The following is a 15,053-nucleotide window of genomic DNA, read 5'->3' on the forward strand; positions in this document are numbered from 1 at the left end:
TGCGGCGGAGCTTGTGGGACATCCCGCGCCGGCTACCGCGCCTTTCGCCCCTGTTGCATTTATTTGGGAGATAGTTATAGTTAGTTGCTTCCTTAGCAATAAGGCCCGTCCTGTCAGGCGGGCCGTTGCCATTTTAGGAGGCCTTTGCGATGAGCCGTTCCAACCGGATCGATCATATTCGCCTGACGTCGCATCCTGCGCCAGGCGCCAAGCATCACTTCCCGATCCAGTGGGGCGCACCCACCGCACGCGAACGCGGGCCGGTCATTGGCACCGTCTCCCGCCCGCAGGACCGCAACGTCATTGGCACCCATGGCGGCTCCTATTCGGTCTATCGCGCGCTCGCGGTTTCATCCGGCGCGCTTGATCCGCTCAAGCGCCCCGACCTCACAAATACCCATCCTGCTGCCGTCGTCGGGCCTTTCGGACAATGGACTGATCCCGAGAAGATCGTATCGCTCGATCCCTGGGGTCATCTCGTTGCCGAGAATTTTGCGCCCGAGATCGCCGAAGGGATCGATATCCGCCCAAGCATTGCGATCACCAAAGCGCGGCTCGACCTGCCAGAACTGCAGGCCGCGATCGCCGGCGGTCGCCTCAAACACGACGGCGAGGTCGTGCATGCCAATGGCAGCGTCTCCGTGGTCAAAATCGCCATAGATCCCGTGTGGTATCTGCCCGGTCTCGCCAAACGCTTTGATACCAGCGAGAACAATCTGCGCCGCCAGCTGTTCGAACAGACAGCCGGCATGTTTCCCGAACTCGTAACGCGGCCTGACTTGCAGGTGTTCCTGCCGCCGATCGGGGGGACTACCGCCTATCTGTTCGGCGATGTCAGCAGGCTGCCGGATCACACCACCAAGATCACCTGCCGCGTTCATGACGAGTGCAACGGCTCTGATGTGTTCGGCTCCGATATCTGCACCTGCCGCCCCTATCTCATTCACGGCATCGAGGAATGCGCGCGCGCCGGCCAGTCCGGCGGTCTCGGCATCATCATCTATAACCGCAAGGAAGGCCGCGCGCTTGGCGAAGTCACCAAATTCCTTGTTTATAATGCGCGCAAGCGCCAGGAAGGCGGCGATGCGGCTGCACAATATTTCGAACGCACCGAATGCGTGGCCGGTGTGCAGGATGCGCGCTTCCAGCAATTGATGCCGGATGTGGTGCACTGGCTCGGCCTCAAGCGCATCGATCGTTTCATCTCCATGAGCGACATGAAGCATGACGCGTTGACCGGTCAGGGCGTCGAGATCATCGAGCGCGTGCCGATTCCAGACGACATGATCCCGGCCGACGCCCATGTGGAGATCGCCGCCAAGAAAGCTGCCGGCTACTTCACGCCGGACCCGGTGACACCGCAGGACCTGATCGACTCCGTCGGTCGCGGGCTTGAGAAGTATTGAGATATCAGCAGTGAATTCCCCATCCCCGGAAAGCTCTGCCGCCCTCTCCTTGCTGTCAGCTCACGCCGTGCGCACCCGTGCGCAACGCATGCTGACCCTCGGCCTAGACGATAAACTTCCGAACTTCCGCATCGATCTCACCCGCATGGACGACGTGATCAATCTGGTGCTGGACACGACACGCGCCTCCTATCCATCGCTCGACGTTCCGTTTCATTCGCGCTGGCGTCACTTCGTCAATGCCGGCGACAATCGCTGGGCCGATGTCGCGGATGGCATTTCATGGCCTGATCGCGCGGCACGCGGACGCGCGGAATTCGATCTCGCCATCACCAGCGTGTTTCTCGATGCGGGGGCCGGGCCGACCTGGCGCTATACTGATCCGCAGTCCGGCGCAGCCATCGGCCGTTCCGAAGGCCTCGGTCTTGCAAGCCTCGCGATGTTCGCCAACGGCGCATTCGCGGCCGATCCCGCGCAGCCCCTGCGTGCCAACGCCGGCAAGCTGGCACAGCTCGACGTCAGCGATCTCAAGCGCGGCATGCAGGTCTCCGAAACCAATCCTATGATCGGCATCGACGGCCGCGCCGGTCTGCTGCGCCGGCTTGGCGAACATGTGGCGTCGAAGCCCGACGTGTTCGGCACGATGGACACGCCGCGCCCTGGCGGATTGTTCGATCGGCTGGCCGCGCTCGCCGACAATGGCCGCCTGCCCGCCCCCACCATCCTCTCGGAGCTGCTGCTGCAACTCGGCCCGATCTGGCCGTCGCGGCTGACACTGGACGGCATCGCGCTCGGTGATTGCTGGAAGCATCCAGCGATGACGACCTCGGATGCGACGAGCGGCCTTGTGCCCCTCCACAAGCTGTCGCAATGGCTGGCCTATTCGCTGATCGAACCACTGCAGACCGCAGGCATCGACGTGACCGATATCGACGGCCTCACGGGACTGGCCGAATATCGCAATGGCGGATTGTTCGTTGATGGCGGTGTCCTGAAATTTCGCGATCCTGCGGACGCCGCCCGTGAGCACGACGTATCGTCGCCGCTAGTGGTAGAATGGCGGGCACTGACCGTGGCGCTACTTGACCGCGTCGCCGACGGCCTGCGACAAAGACTGAAGCTCGACGCGACGTCGCTGCCATTGGCCAAGGTGCTCGAAGGCGGCACATGGGCCGCCGGGCGTATCCTTGCGCGCGAGCGCCGTGAGGATCATTCTCCGCCGGTGAAGGTCATCAGCGACGGCACGGTTTTCTAGTTTTACACTCTCGCAACGGATGAGGTTCATGGACGGCGTCACGATCGTTAATCACCCGCTGGTGCAGCACAAGCTGACGCTGATCCGCGACAAGAACCGCTCGACCAAGGGCTTTCGCGAACTGCTCAACGAAATCGGCATGTTGCTGTGCTACGAGGTGACGCGCGACCTGCCACTCACCGATGTCGAGATCGAAACGCCGATCATGAAGATGACCGGCAAGGAAATCGCCGGCAAGAAACTGGTATTTGCGCCGATCCTTCGCGCCGGTCTCTCTTTCGTTGAAGGCATGATCGGCCTCGTCCCGTCAGCGCGTATCGCGCATATCGGCCTGTATCGCGACCCCGAGACATTTGTGGCCGTCGAATATTTCTTCAAGGCGCCGACCAATCTCGACGAGCGCCTTGTCATCGTGATCGATCCGATGCTGGCAACGGCAAACACTGCGGTGGCCGCCATTGACCGCATCAAGGAGCGCGGCGCCAAGGATATCCGCTTCGTTTGCCTGCTGGCAGCGCCGGAAGGCATTGAACGTCTGCGCGGCTATCATCCTGACGTCCCGATCTGGACCGCGGCGATCGACGACCGTCTGAACGATCATGCCTATATCGAGCCGGGTCTCGGCGACGCCGGTGACCGTGCTTACGGCACCAGGTAACAAGGCACAGCGATACGCGGGCGACTCCTGCCGCGCGCGCTTCCCTGGACGACGGCTCAGTTGATCAGCAGCAGCCAGGGCATCACGACCAGCAGCAAGCCGGCGAAATAGATCAGCCCGAAGATCAGGCCGAACTTCCAGAAGTCGGCCTTGCCGATATAACCGCTGCCAAAATACATCGGCGCCGGTCCGGTGGCATAGGGCGAGATCACGCCCATCAGGCCAAGCGAATAGATGCAGAGCAATGTCAGGGTCGACATCGGGATTCCGGGAATGCTCGACCCCACAGCCAGCACGACAGGCAGCATCGCCGCGGCGTGCGCGGTAATGCTCGAGAAGAAATAATGGATCCAGAAGAAGATCGAGACCAGCAGGATCATCGCGATGGTTGGGCTGAATGTGGCAAGCGGTGTCGCCAGTCCGGCGGCAGCCCATTTGATGAAGCCGATCTCGTTGAGGCCGGATGACAGCGTCAGCAGCGACGTGAAGTAGAAAAACACTTCCCACGCTGCCTTCTCGGCGATGATGTCGGAAAACGTGACGACGCCGGTGACGAGCATCAGCGCGATCACAACGAACACCACCATGGTTGCATTGATGAAGTTCGAACCGACGCCAGGCAGCGAAATGTCGGGATTGGATCCGGTGATCCAGAGGAACATCGCAAGCACGACCAGCCCAGCCATGATCCATTCATTGCGCGACAACGCTCCCATGGATGCGAGTTCACCCGCGCTCCACGCGACGATCTCCGGGCTGTTTTTCACCTCGGGTCGGCAAATTGCGTAGCTCAGGATTGGCAGAAGCAAAATGAGCGGCACGCCGAGCGGCGCGAAGCCGATGAACCACTGTGACCAGCCGACATCCACACTCACGATCTTCTTGGCGATGCTCAGTGCAGCCGCATTGGGCGCAAGCGCAGTGAGGAACATAGAGCTCGTCACCGCGGTCGCCGCGAATGCGGTCCACATCACGTAGGTTCCGATCCTGCCGGCTGTCGGACCCGGCTCCGATCCGTAGATCTTCGGGATATTGCTGACAATCGGATAGACCGTGCCGCCGCTGCGCGCGGTGTTCGATGGCGTCGCCGGCGCGAGAACCAGATCGGACAACGCAACGGCATAACCCAGACCCAGCGTGTTGCGTCCGAGGCTGCGAACCAGCAGCAACGCCAGACGCCTGCCGAGGCCGCTCTTGCGATAGCCGATCGAGAATACGAAGGCGCCGACGATCAACCAGACCGTGCTCTCGGAGAAGCCGCTCAACATCCAGCGGAGCGACTTGTTAGGATCGTGTTCGACGTACCCCATCACGCCCGCAAAGGTCAGACCGATCAGACCGACGGCGCCAACGGGCATGGATTCCAGGATCAGGCCGGTAATTACCGCGGCGAAGACGGCAAAATAATGCCACTGATTGGCGACAAGCCCCGCCGGGACCGGGAGGATGTACAGCACCAGCCAGACGGCCAAAGGTGCGATCTTCTTCCAGCCTAGTGACACAGCCTATCCTCCCGCGAATTGATCTGCCGTGCCTGCGACACACGTCGCGCAAGGTAACACCAGTTTTTGCCTGCCGAGCAATCGGCCACGCGGGCTGCGCTGTATGTATCACCATGTTAAAGCGTGCTGTTCTCTCCCTTCGCATCCGCAACAAGCGTCGCGCCGGCGACATCGTCGATGTCCGCAAAGGCATAAACATCCATCCGCAACACGCTATGCGTCGCGCTGGCATGCAGCCGCGTCACGCGCGGAGTCGCCCCGGCGGCGCCGAGCGCCACATAGAGCGGCAGCAGATGTTCGTCGGTCGGATGGTTCTTTACGGCGTGGGGCGCCAGTCGGCGATAAGCGAGCAGCTCGTCCATGGCGTTACGCCGGAGCCCGTCATCAAACCAGTCGGCAAAGCCATTGACCCAATCGGGCGCAGGTTCGTTCACGCCCTGCCCGCGAAACGATGACAGATCATGCGTAAAGCTGCCGCTGCCGATCACCAGCACATTGCGTTCGCGCAAGGACGCCAGAGCGCGGCCGAGACGCAGATGATGCGCGGGGCCGAGATGGGTCTGGATCGACACCTGCAGCACCGGAATATCCGCCTGCGGATACATCAGCAGCAGCGGCACCCAGGCGCCGTGATCGAGGCCACGCTGTGGATCGATGGAACAGGACAGATCGGCTGCTTTCAGCAGGTCGGCAACTTCGCGGGCAACGCCGGGCGCGCCCGGCGCGTCGTAGTGCAGCTCATAGAGTTGACGCGGAAAGCCACGGAAATCGTGGATCGTCGTGTTGACGTCGACTGCACTGACTTCTGGAGCAAATGTCTCCCAATGCGCCGACGCCACCACGATCGCATCCGGTCGCGGCAATGACTGGCCGAGACCGGCGAGAAAGGTCCGCGCCGGCGCGTCGGTGAAAGGCAGCATCGGCGAGCCGTGCGACAGGAAGATGCTTGGAAGTTTCCTTGGAAGTCTCTCGGGTAATGTCATGGCTCGCCTCCTCGCATGCTGCCGGTCAGGCCGACAGGGAGCCTTGCAGCGACGCGGATGTCGCCGAGCCACGCAGGTTGTCGAGCGCATAGGCACCGGCACCGATCAGTGCCTGGGCGCCAAGCGCAACGATCCAGAGCGCCAGATATTCCCAACCTCCCTTCGGGTTGGTGAAGAAGAAGCCCGCCGGACCGTGCACGGTGACAATGGCTCCGAGCAGGATGGGGATTAGGACAACGGCGGCCACACGGGTCCACAGGCCAAGGATCAGCGCGATGGCGCCGACCGTCTCCACAGCAATGGTGAGATAGGCCAGCTCGGGTGGCAGGCCGAGGCTGCCGAAGAACTTGGCAGTGCCGGCGGGGGTGAAGACGAAGAATTTGAGCCCGGCATGGGCCAGAAATAGCGCGCCAAGGCCCAAGCGAAGCAATAGCGCTGCATAGGGTGCGGTTCGGGTATCGATCATGGTCATCTCCTGAATTGGCAATGAGGACAGGGTATTCCCTCTTTTATGGACCGATAACCGCCATATATCGGATATCAATTCACACCGATGGAGTGAGATAGCCCATATGCTGGATCGCCTGACGGGTATCGAAGTGTTTGCGCGGGTTGCCGCCACCGGCAGCTTCTCGGCCGCCGGCCGGGCACTGGGCCTGTCCCAGACCATGGTGACCAAACACATCGCGGCTCTGGAAGCGCGGCTCGGCGCAACGCTGGTCCATCGCAGCACGCGCAAGATAGCCCTTACCGAGGCCGGCCAGCGCTATCTTGAGGCCGGCGAGCGCATCCTGGCCGATATGGACGCCGCTGATGCCGCGATCACCGCCGACCGCATCGATCCGGTCGGATTGCTCCGGCTGAATGCGCCGGTGTCGTTCGGCACCGACTACATCGCACCGATACTTCCAGGCTTCGCCAAACTGTATCCGCACGTCACCGTTGATCTCGCCTTGAACGATCGCCTGGTCGATCTCGTCGAGGAAGGTTGGGATCTCGCCGTGCGCATCGGCCAATTGGCGAACTCGCAATTGACCGCGCGTCGTCTGGCGCCATGCACCACCGTGGTCTGCGCCGCACCGTCCTACCTCGCTGCACACGGCACGCCGCACATCGTTGCCGACCTCGCGCAGCACAATTGCCTGGGCTACACGCTATCGCGCCCCGTCGGCGTCGAGCGCTGGTCGTTTGGCGCAAAAGGCGAGATTCACGTCGGCATCGCTGGCAACCTGCGCGCCAACAATGGCGACGCACTGCGCAAGGCTGCGATTGCTGGGCAAGGGATCATCTATCAGCCACGCTTCATCGTGGCTGACGCGCTGCGATCAGGCGAGCTGATTGCACTGACGCTGGACCAGCCGCCACTGCCCCTTGGCGGCATTTATGGCGTCTATCCACCGGGCCGTAATCCACCGGCCAAGGTGCGCGTCTTTCTGGATTTCCTGGTGACGGCCTTTGCCGATCCACCCTGGGAAATATCCTGAGGCTTCAGCGCGCCGAACTGACGCGCTTCTCCTCGCCGCCATGCGACGGCACGGATTGGCTGTCGACCACGGCACGCCCCTGCGTAATCAGCCGCGCGCCGCGCTGATCCAGCGTGTGGATCCACAGCCAGTTGATGGCAACCGCAAGACGATTGCGCAGCCCGATCAGGAAATAGATATGGGCAATGCCCCAGATCCACCACGCCAGCGCGCCGCGCAGCCTGACACGGCCGAAGTCGATCACGGCGAGCTTCTTGCCGATCTGCGCGAGACTGCCGTCGTGTGAATAGCGAAACGGTGCGGGCGTCTCACCACGCAAGCGTTGCTTGATTACTGACGCCACATAGCGTCCCTCCTGCTTTGCTGCCGGAGCAATGCCAGGTACCGGCTTGCCGTCAGGGGCAGCAATGGTCACGGTGTCACCGACAGCGAATATCTCGGGATGACCCGGCACACTGAGATCCGGATTGACCTGCAGACGTCCGGCGCGGTCGGCAGCCACATTCAGCCATTCGGCAGCCGGCGACGCGCGCACGCCTGCGGCCCAGATGATCGTCCTCGCACCGAGTGCCTTGTCGCCATAGACAACGCCGTCGATGTTGCAATCCGACACTGCATGCCCAAGCGCGACTTCGACGCCGAGTTTCTCCAGGGAGCGTTGCGCATAGGTCGACAGTTCTTCAGGAAACCCCGCAAGCACCCGCGACCCCGCCTCGATCAGTACCACGCGGGTCTCGCGCGTATCGATATTGCGGAAATCCTCTGGCAACGTCACGCGTGCCAGTTCGGCGATCGTGCCTGCGAGTTCGACGCCGGTCGGCCCGGCGCCGATAATCACGAAGGTCAGCAGCGCCGCGCGCTTCACAGCGTCGCTCTCGCGTTCGGCACGCTCGAAGGCTGTCAGGATACGGCGGCGGATGGTTGTCGCGTCTTCCAGCGTCTTCAGGCCGGGTGCGAACGGCTCCCATTCATCATGGCCGAAATAAGCGTGACCCGCACCCGTGGCGAGCACGAGTGTGTCGTAAGGCAGTGTCTGCCCGTCATCGAGTTGCACGCGGTGCGCAGCCGTATCGACACCGGTCACCGTACCAAGCAATGTCGTCACATCCTTGCGGCCGCGCAGCAGATAGCGGATCGGCCATGCGATCTCGGATGTCGCCAGCGATGCGGTCGCGACCTGATAGAGCAGCGGCTGAAACAGGTGATGATTGCGGCGATCGACAATGGTGATGCTGACATCGGCGCCGGTCAGCCGATACACCGTCTCAAGGCCACCGAAGCCGGCGCCGACAACGACGACGCGATGAGGCGTTGTCGCTCTGATCGATGCCTTGCCGTCGATTGTCACGATATTCGTCATGGTGAACAGGCTCCCCGCCTGCATCCTGATAGCTATGCCCGTCGCCCGAACAATCAAGCAACAATCGGGCGCGCCAGGCCGATTGTTGAGCGGTTCCAGATCGATCAGCGCGCGTTGACGTCAGTGTGCCTGCGCGGCCAGAACCGATCCAATAAGTAAGCCAAATACCGCGCATAAGCGTTACTTGGTACGTGGTCCCGATCCTCCGATGCCATCTCCATCCGCTCGGTGCCTGTTGAGCGCCGAGACCATCGCCCGTACGGCCTCGGCCTGCTATGCTCGCCGCATGAGCTCACGCGACTCCGCCTCGTCCGAGGTCACGCCCGAACTGCTGCTGCGCGCCTATGCCTGCGGCATCTTCCCGATGTCGGAGAGCGCCGACGATCCTGGCCTATTCTGGGTCGAGCCCGAGATGCGCGGCGTCATTCCGCTGGATGGTTTTCGCATCAGCTCGCGCCTCGCCCGCACCGTGCGCTCGGACGTATTCACGGTAACCGTCAACACCGCCTTCAAGCGCGTGATGGCCGAATGTGCGGCGCCAAAGCCGGGCCGCGAGGACACCTGGATCAACACCCGCATTCGCGATCTCTATGGTGAGCTCCACGACATGGGCCACGCCCACAGCGTCGAAGTCTGGCAGGACGATGCGCTGGCCGGAGGGCTCTACGGCGTCTCGCTCGGCCGCGCCTTCTTCGGCGAGAGTATGTTTCACCATGCCCGCGATGCATCGAAAGTGGCGCTGGTGCATCTCGTCGCACGATTGATCGCCGGCGGCTTCAAGCTGCTCGACACGCAATATGTCACCGATCACCTGCTGTCATTTGGCGCGCAGGAAGTGCCGCGTGCACGCTATCGCAAGCTGCTCGACGCATCGCTCGACGGCATTGCGGAGTTCGACGGACTGCCGATGGATTTCCCGCTCAGAGGCGCGACGGTGCTCGACATCATCGCGGGACGAAACGGCGCCTCTTGAGACGCGCCGTAGCGTTTACTGACGGAACGCGGGGAAGCCCGGCGGCGGCTGCAACGGCTGCTGCTGGGCACGGGGTTGCTGCTTCGGCGGGGCACGCTTCTGGGCCGGCGGCGGCGCGCGTGGCGCTTCGGGCTGTGTCGTCGCAACCGTGGCTTCCGGCTGCTTACAATCGGTCAGCCAGATGTCGTAGATCGGATGCTCGACGCCGTGCAGGCCTGGGCTGGCCGCAAACATCCAGCCCGAAAAGATTCGCTTCACCTCGCCCTGCAGCGTGATTTCGTCGACCTCGACGAAGGCGTCGGTATTGGCCGCTTCGGTGGCCGGACGCGTGTAGCAGGCGTCGGTCTTCACCCGCAGCGCGCCGAACTGCACGGTCTCGCCAATATCGGCATCGAAATTGATGATGCGGCCAGTGATCTTGTCCAATCCCGAGAAGCTCGCCTTCTTGTTGACGATCTTCTGCGCCGGCGGCTCGGTCACCACCTCGTCGCCGGGCTGCAGCGTCGCAGGCGTCGGCGGCGCCACCTTCGGCGGCTGGCGGCCGTTCTGAGCTGCGCCAGGCGGCGCATTGGCCACACCGGGCTGTTGCTGCCCGGGCTGCGGCGCAGACGGGCTAGGCGACACGCCCAGAGGCGGCGGCAGATCGGACTGGCGCGAACCGGGCGCGTTCTGAGGAATCACCGTGGTGTTGCTGCCGGGCGGCGGCGCGAGCGGCTGCGACTGCACGGCGCCGGGCGGCGGTGCGCCCATGCCGGGACGGGTCGGCAACAGACGGCCCTGCGGCAGTTCCGGCACCTCTTCCTCGTCGTCCATGGGCGGCGCGGGTTGCTGGCCGCGCGGCACCGCTCCCGGCGGCCGTGGCGGCGTATCGCCGAACAGCGGACCGAACTGCGCCTGCACGGGTACAGGCGACAGCGAGGTGGCGGCCAGAAGGGCCGCAAATCCGGCAATGGTCAGGGTTCGCAACATGCGGCGCGGCTCAATCGAGAATCAGGCTCGCGACATTGTATTTGAATGGCCGCGTAATCGCCTCCGGTTAACACGTGGAATGCGGCGGCGAAAGGGCACCCTGCTCTCCATACCGCCGGCTGGTCAGGTCATTCTCCCCATGAAATAGTCCACATCAGGCAGGCGCTTGATGCGCGACCGGCCATCAATCCGGAACAAACCGGAGCATGGGGAGAGCGTTCAATATGACTGACGGAATCCGTCTGGACGGCCGAATTGCCGTCGTCACCGGCGCGGCCGGGGTAATTGGCACCGAGACCATAAAACTACTGGCCGCGCGCGGCGCCAGGATCGTCGCGGTGGATCGCGACACCGGTGCCCTGCAGCGCGCGGTCGCTGAACTCCCCGCCTCCGCCGAAGCGCTGGCGCTCACTGCCGACGTCACCAGCGAGGAAGACGTCATCGGCTATGTCGCCGCCACGGTGAAACGCTTCGGCACCATCGATATCTTCTACAACAATGCAGGCATCGAAGGGACCATCGCGCCCATTGTAAAAGCATCGCTCGCCGACTTCCGCCGGGTGCTCGACGTGAATGTGGTCGGCGTCTTTCTCGGGATGAAACATGTCCTGCCGGTGATGCTGAAGGCCAACAAGGGGTCAATCATCAACACGGCCTCCATCGCGGGCGTCATCGGCTCGGCAGAGATCGCGGTCTACAGCGCCAGCAAGCATGCCGTCATCGGCCTCACCAAGAGCGCGGCACAGGAATGCACGGGCACCAATGTGCGCGTGAACTGCGTCTGTCCCGGCCTGATCGACAGTCGGATGTTGAGTGCGATCGTAGACGCACGCGTCGGCCGCGGGGCGCCTGCTCCCGTAGACAAGGTTGTCGATCGCGTGCCCCAACGCCGGCTCGGTCTCGCCCGGGAAGTCGCACCGATCGTCGCCTTCCTCGCCTCGGACGATGCGAGCTACGTGACCGGCTCCGCTTACACCGTCGATGGCGGCCGCACCTCCGCTTAAACATCAAGAAAACCAAGAGCAGATCACATGCCCGTCGTTCTCGATCCCGATGCCGCCGCCGTTCTCAATGTCTTCCGCGATGCCGGCCGTCCGCCCTATGAGACCATCTCGCCCCAGGAAGCGCGTGAGTGGTATTTGAAAGCGCGCCCGGTCGCCAATCCCGAACCGCCGGAACTGGCGTCGGTGACATCCATGACGGTCCCCGGCCCGGCTGGCGCCATTCCCGTGCGCCTCTACACACCGAAGACCCTGCGGAAAAAGGACGGCATGTCGCCTTGCCTGGTGTTCTTCCACGGCGGCGGCTGGGTGATCGGCGATCTCGACAGCCACGATGTGGTCTGCCGCATCCTCGCGCATGAAGGCGAGACGATCGTGATCTCGGTCGACTACCGCCTCGCGCCGGAAAACAAGTTTCCGGCCGCCATCGACGACGCCATCGCTGCGACGCGCTGGATCGCGGACAATGCCGCTCAGCTGAATGTGGATGCAAAGCAAATCAGCGTTGGCGGCGACAGCGCTGGCGGCAACCTCGCAGCCATTGTGGCCATCGACGCGCGCGACAATCACGGGCCGAAACTCGCCGGCCAGTTGCTGATCTATCCCGCCACCGATTTTCGCATGAACCATCCCTCGCACAGCGAGCCCGAAACGAGCTGTCTGTTGACACACAACGTCATCCGCTGGTTCGCCGACCACTATCTCACCAGCAAGGCCGACGTGGACAACTGGCGCGCTTCGCCTGCCCGCGTGGAGAACCTGAAGGGCCTGCCGGCGGCCTATGTCATGACCGCCGGCGCCGATCCGCTCCGTGATGAAGGCGACGAATATGCCAGACGCCTGTCAGAGGCCGGCGTGGCCGTGGCCTACAAAACCTATCCCGGGCAATTCCACGGCTTCATCACCATGGGCAAGATCCTGCCAAAGGCGAACACCGAGCTGCGTGAGATGGGGGAATGGCTGAAAGGGTTGGGCTAGCGCGCGGGCGGCGCGCCCCGGGAGCAATCGCGATGAAGAAGCCGGAGAAGATCGCGCCCTGCGGTCCGGTCAGGGGCCATTGCCTATGCGGCGCGGTTCATTTCGAAATCGATTTTCCGGCGCGCTGGGCCTGGCACGATCATTCCCGCGCAACACGGCAGGCGCACGGTGCCGCCTACGCCACCTATGTCGGCAGTTGGCGCAAGCGTTTCCGCGTCACCGCAGGCGAAGCAGAGATCACACGCTTTGAAGACAAGGCGTCGGGAACCGCGCGAAGCTTCTGCGCACAATGCGGCACGCCGCTATTTTACGAACGCGCCCGCTCGCCCCACATGGTCAACATTCCCCGCGCACTGTTCGGCAGCCGCACCGGCCGACAGCCGCTTTATCATATCGGCATCGAGGAGTTGCAGGAGTGGACCTATACCGGCGAGCCGCTGGTTCCGCTCAAGGGTTTTCCGGGCGTCGTCTGGGAACGTCCAGGACGAAAGAAGAAACGGATCCCAAACGACGAGCCGTTCTAGCTCTTCGGTTTTCTGCGCTGCTGGACGGTTTGCTGCCGCGACGGAGCCGGTCTCAACCAGTCCGAATTGCCAAGCGCGTGTTTCACGCAGTCATGGATGTGGGTGTGCAGCAGTTTTCGCGCCTTCACGGAATCTCGTGCGAGCGCCGCATTCATCAATTCGCGGTGCTCGACCGCAGCGACCTCACCGCGAAACACGACGGCGAGCATCTGGTAACGCAGATACTTGTCGTAAGCCGCTGACAGCGCATCGAGCAGCACCTGTGATCCGCAGGCCGCGATCAGCGCGCGGTGAAACTGCCAGTCGCACTGCTTCCAGGCCTCGGTCTTCGACTTGTCGCCGGCCAGCATCGCCTTTTCCATGGCGGCCAGCTTGTGATGGGCGGAAACCACCAGGGCTTCCCAATCAAGATCGCCTGCCTTGAAAGACTGCTCGATGGCATGACCTTCCAGCAGTTCGCGCAATTCCGCGATCTGCTGGAATTCGGTTGCCGAGATCGAGGTGACCTCGAAGCCGCGCTGGCCTTCGGCGACAACGAAGCCTTCCGAGCACAACCGGTTCAGCGTCTCGCGCAGCGTGCTGACGCTGGTGCCATAGGCGACGCTCATCTTCTCCAGTTTCAGCTTCTGACCGGGCTCGAGAGTGCCGAAAATCACGTCATTGCGGATGCGTCGATAGGCGCTGTCGCCGACGGTCTCTGCGGCGCGGTCCGCGGTGGGGGTATCCAGCATGAAAAATCCCGGTGGCGAGGAATGGTTCGCGTCGTGCCCACCATACCTCACCGAGAGGCTCAAACACAAATCATCATACATAATGTAAAATATCGGTTGATTTTTGTTTTGTCGTAGAAGACGGTAACACCCAAGAACGGAAAAATACCATTCAGGGGAGATGCAACATGTCCACACACCGGAAATCCGCCATTTGGCTTGTCGCAATCGCGACCACCCTTGTCGTCGCTTGCGGCCCCGCATCCGCGCAGGTGCAGGAGCGCACCATCCGCTGGGGTCACCTCAACAACACCGATCATCCCGTCAGCAAAGGCGTGCAGAAGTTCACCGAACTCGTTGCGGCGAAGAGCGGTGGCAAGATGAAGGTGCGGGAATATCCGGCCAATCAGCTTGGCTCCGAGATGCAGCAGCAGTCGGCATTGCGTGCCGGCACGCAGGAAATGCAGTCGCCCGCCACGACCTCGCTGGTCGGCATCGTCAAGGATTACGGGTTGATCGACTTTCCCTTTATCGTCTCGACGCCGAAGCAGGCCGACGCGCTGCTCGACGGCCCTCTGGGTTCAGCGCTGCTCGCCAAACTGCCGGAGAAGGGCCTGATCGGCCTCGGCTACTGGGATCTCGGTTTCCGCAATGTCACCAACAGCCGCCGTCCAATCACCAAGGGCGAGGATCTCGACGGCATCAAGATCCGCGTGATCCCGAACCCGGTCTATCTGGAGACCTTCAAGGCGTTCAACGCCAATCCGGTGCCGATGAGCTTCTCCGAACTCTACACGGCGCTCGAGACCCGCACCGTCGACGGCCAGGAAAATCCATTCTCGGTGATCCTGTCGAACAAGTTCTATGAAGTGCAGAAATATCTCAGCGTCACCAACCACACCTATTCGACCAACATCATTCTGGTCAGCAAGATCTTCTGGGACAAGCTGTCCAAGGACGAACAGAAGATCCTGCAGGACGCTGCCAATGAGGCGCGCGACTATCAGCGCAAGGTCAGCCGCGAACAGGCGACCGCGGCGATCGAGGAGCTCAAGTCCAAGGGCATGGAGGTCAACGCCATCGCTCCGGCCGAACTGGCCAAGATGCGCGACAAGACCAAGCCGATCGCAGCGAAATTCTCCGCCGACTACGATCAAGACATCGTCAAGCTGTTCAACAGCGAACTTGAGCGCGTCCATAAGGACTGAGCCGCGCATCACCAACCGTCACCACGCGGCGCCCCCACGCTC

General features: G+C 62.5%; 15 protein-coding genes. 9 read left to right on the top strand and 6 right to left on the bottom strand.

Features of this window, described 5'->3' with window-relative positions; translation table 11 throughout:
* Positions 1 to 149 precede the first annotated feature (149 nt).
* From AB8A27_RS11605 to upp, 3 genes are read left to right on the top strand one after another with little or no spacing between them, the layout of a single operon-like run.
* A complete protein-coding gene (locus tag AB8A27_RS11605) occupies positions 150 to 1,406 on the top strand; it encodes a GTP cyclohydrolase II (protein ID WP_441242028.1) in 1,257 nt (418 codons plus the stop codon).
* Positions 1,407 to 1,416: 10 nt separating this feature from the next.
* Positions 1,417 to 2,661, top strand: coding sequence for a URC4/urg3 family protein (locus AB8A27_RS11610; RefSeq protein WP_441242029.1), 1,245 nt, complete (start codon positions 1,417 to 1,419; stop codon positions 2,659 to 2,661).
* Positions 2,662 to 2,689: 28 nt separating this feature from the next.
* Positions 2,690 to 3,319: a uracil phosphoribosyltransferase gene (gene upp / locus AB8A27_RS11615; protein ID WP_068736713.1), complete on the top strand. Its 630-nt coding sequence runs from the start codon at positions 2,690 to 2,692 to the stop codon at positions 3,317 to 3,319.
* A gap of 56 nt (positions 3,320 to 3,375) precedes the next feature.
* Here the strand turns inward: upp and AB8A27_RS11620 are convergent, their stop codons facing one another.
* The 3 genes from AB8A27_RS11620 to AB8A27_RS11630 all read right to left on the bottom strand — a co-directional run bounded on the left by AB8A27_RS11620 (position 3,376) and on the right by AB8A27_RS11630 (position 6,270).
* Positions 3,376 to 4,821: a DASS family sodium-coupled anion symporter gene (locus tag AB8A27_RS11620; protein ID WP_441242030.1), complete on the bottom strand. Its 1,446-nt coding sequence runs from the start codon at positions 4,819 to 4,821 to the stop codon at positions 3,376 to 3,378.
* A 116-nt stretch (positions 4,822 to 4,937) separates the two neighbouring features.
* Positions 4,938 to 5,804: a DODA-type extradiol aromatic ring-opening family dioxygenase gene (locus AB8A27_RS11625; protein ID WP_441242031.1), complete on the bottom strand. Its 867-nt coding sequence runs from the start codon at positions 5,802 to 5,804 to the stop codon at positions 4,938 to 4,940.
* A gap of 25 nt (positions 5,805 to 5,829) precedes the next feature.
* Positions 5,830 to 6,270: a DoxX family protein gene (locus tag AB8A27_RS11630; RefSeq protein WP_441242032.1), complete on the bottom strand. Its 441-nt coding sequence runs from the start codon at positions 6,268 to 6,270 to the stop codon at positions 5,830 to 5,832.
* 106 nt (positions 6,271 to 6,376) lie between these two features.
* Here AB8A27_RS11630 and AB8A27_RS11635 point away from each other — a divergent pair, with 106 nt between their 5' ends.
* Positions 6,377 to 7,288 carry a LysR family transcriptional regulator gene (locus AB8A27_RS11635; protein ID WP_441242033.1) on the top strand — a complete coding sequence of 304 codons (912 nt, stop codon included), beginning with the start codon at positions 6,377 to 6,379 and terminating at the stop codon, positions 7,286 to 7,288.
* 4 nt (positions 7,289 to 7,292) lie between these two features.
* Here the strand turns inward: AB8A27_RS11635 and AB8A27_RS11640 are convergent, their stop codons facing one another.
* Positions 7,293 to 8,648, bottom strand: coding sequence for an NAD(P)/FAD-dependent oxidoreductase (locus AB8A27_RS11640; RefSeq protein WP_441242034.1), 1,356 nt, complete (start codon positions 8,646 to 8,648; stop codon positions 7,293 to 7,295).
* A gap of 286 nt (positions 8,649 to 8,934) precedes the next feature.
* Between AB8A27_RS11640 and aat the strand changes: the two genes are divergently transcribed.
* Entirely contained in the window at positions 8,935 to 9,621 is a 687-nt protein-coding gene (gene aat / locus AB8A27_RS11645) for a leucyl/phenylalanyl-tRNA--protein transferase (protein ID WP_441242035.1), read from the top strand.
* A gap of 15 nt (positions 9,622 to 9,636) precedes the next feature.
* Here aat and AB8A27_RS11650 read toward each other — a convergent pair whose 3' ends face one another.
* On the bottom strand, positions 9,637 to 10,590 hold the full coding sequence (locus AB8A27_RS11650; RefSeq protein ID WP_441242036.1) for a DUF2155 domain-containing protein: 954 nt from the start codon (positions 10,588 to 10,590) through the stop codon (positions 9,637 to 9,639).
* 224 nt (positions 10,591 to 10,814) lie between these two features.
* On the opposite strand from AB8A27_RS11650, the gene AB8A27_RS11655 reads away from it, so the two are divergent.
* Genes AB8A27_RS11655 through AB8A27_RS11665 form a run of 3 tightly spaced genes read left to right on the top strand, consistent with a single transcriptional unit; the run spans position 10,815 to position 13,093 of the window.
* The gene (locus AB8A27_RS11655) at positions 10,815 to 11,594 is read left to right on the top strand and encodes an SDR family NAD(P)-dependent oxidoreductase (protein ID WP_441242037.1); all 780 of its coding nucleotides are present in this window, start codon (positions 10,815 to 10,817) and stop codon (positions 11,592 to 11,594) included.
* 27 nt (positions 11,595 to 11,621) lie between these two features.
* Positions 11,622 to 12,569, top strand: coding sequence for an alpha/beta hydrolase (locus tag AB8A27_RS11660; RefSeq protein WP_441242038.1), 948 nt, complete (start codon positions 11,622 to 11,624; stop codon positions 12,567 to 12,569).
* Between the two features lie 32 nt (positions 12,570 to 12,601).
* Positions 12,602 to 13,093 (top strand): GFA family protein, encoded by a 492-nt coding sequence (locus AB8A27_RS11665; RefSeq protein WP_441242039.1) that lies wholly within the window; start codon positions 12,602 to 12,604, stop codon positions 13,091 to 13,093.
* Here AB8A27_RS11665 and AB8A27_RS11670 read toward each other — a convergent pair.
* The gene (locus AB8A27_RS11670; protein ID WP_441242040.1) at positions 13,090 to 13,824 is read right to left on the bottom strand and encodes a GntR family transcriptional regulator; all 735 of its coding nucleotides are present in this window, start codon (positions 13,822 to 13,824) and stop codon (positions 13,090 to 13,092) included. The genes AB8A27_RS11665 and AB8A27_RS11670 overlap by 4 nt on opposite strands.
* A 167-nt stretch (positions 13,825 to 13,991) precedes the next feature.
* On the opposite strand from AB8A27_RS11670, the gene AB8A27_RS11675 reads away from it, so the two are divergent.
* Positions 13,992 to 15,011: a TRAP transporter substrate-binding protein gene (locus tag AB8A27_RS11675; protein WP_441242041.1), complete on the top strand. Its 1,020-nt coding sequence runs from the start codon at positions 13,992 to 13,994 to the stop codon at positions 15,009 to 15,011.
* The last annotated feature ends 42 nt before the right edge of the window (positions 15,012 to 15,053 follow it).

Origin of the sequence: Tardiphaga sp. 768_D3_N2_1, assembly GCF_052076105.1 — a bacterium.
Taxonomy (GTDB): Bacteria; Pseudomonadota; Alphaproteobacteria; order Rhizobiales; family Xanthobacteraceae; genus Tardiphaga.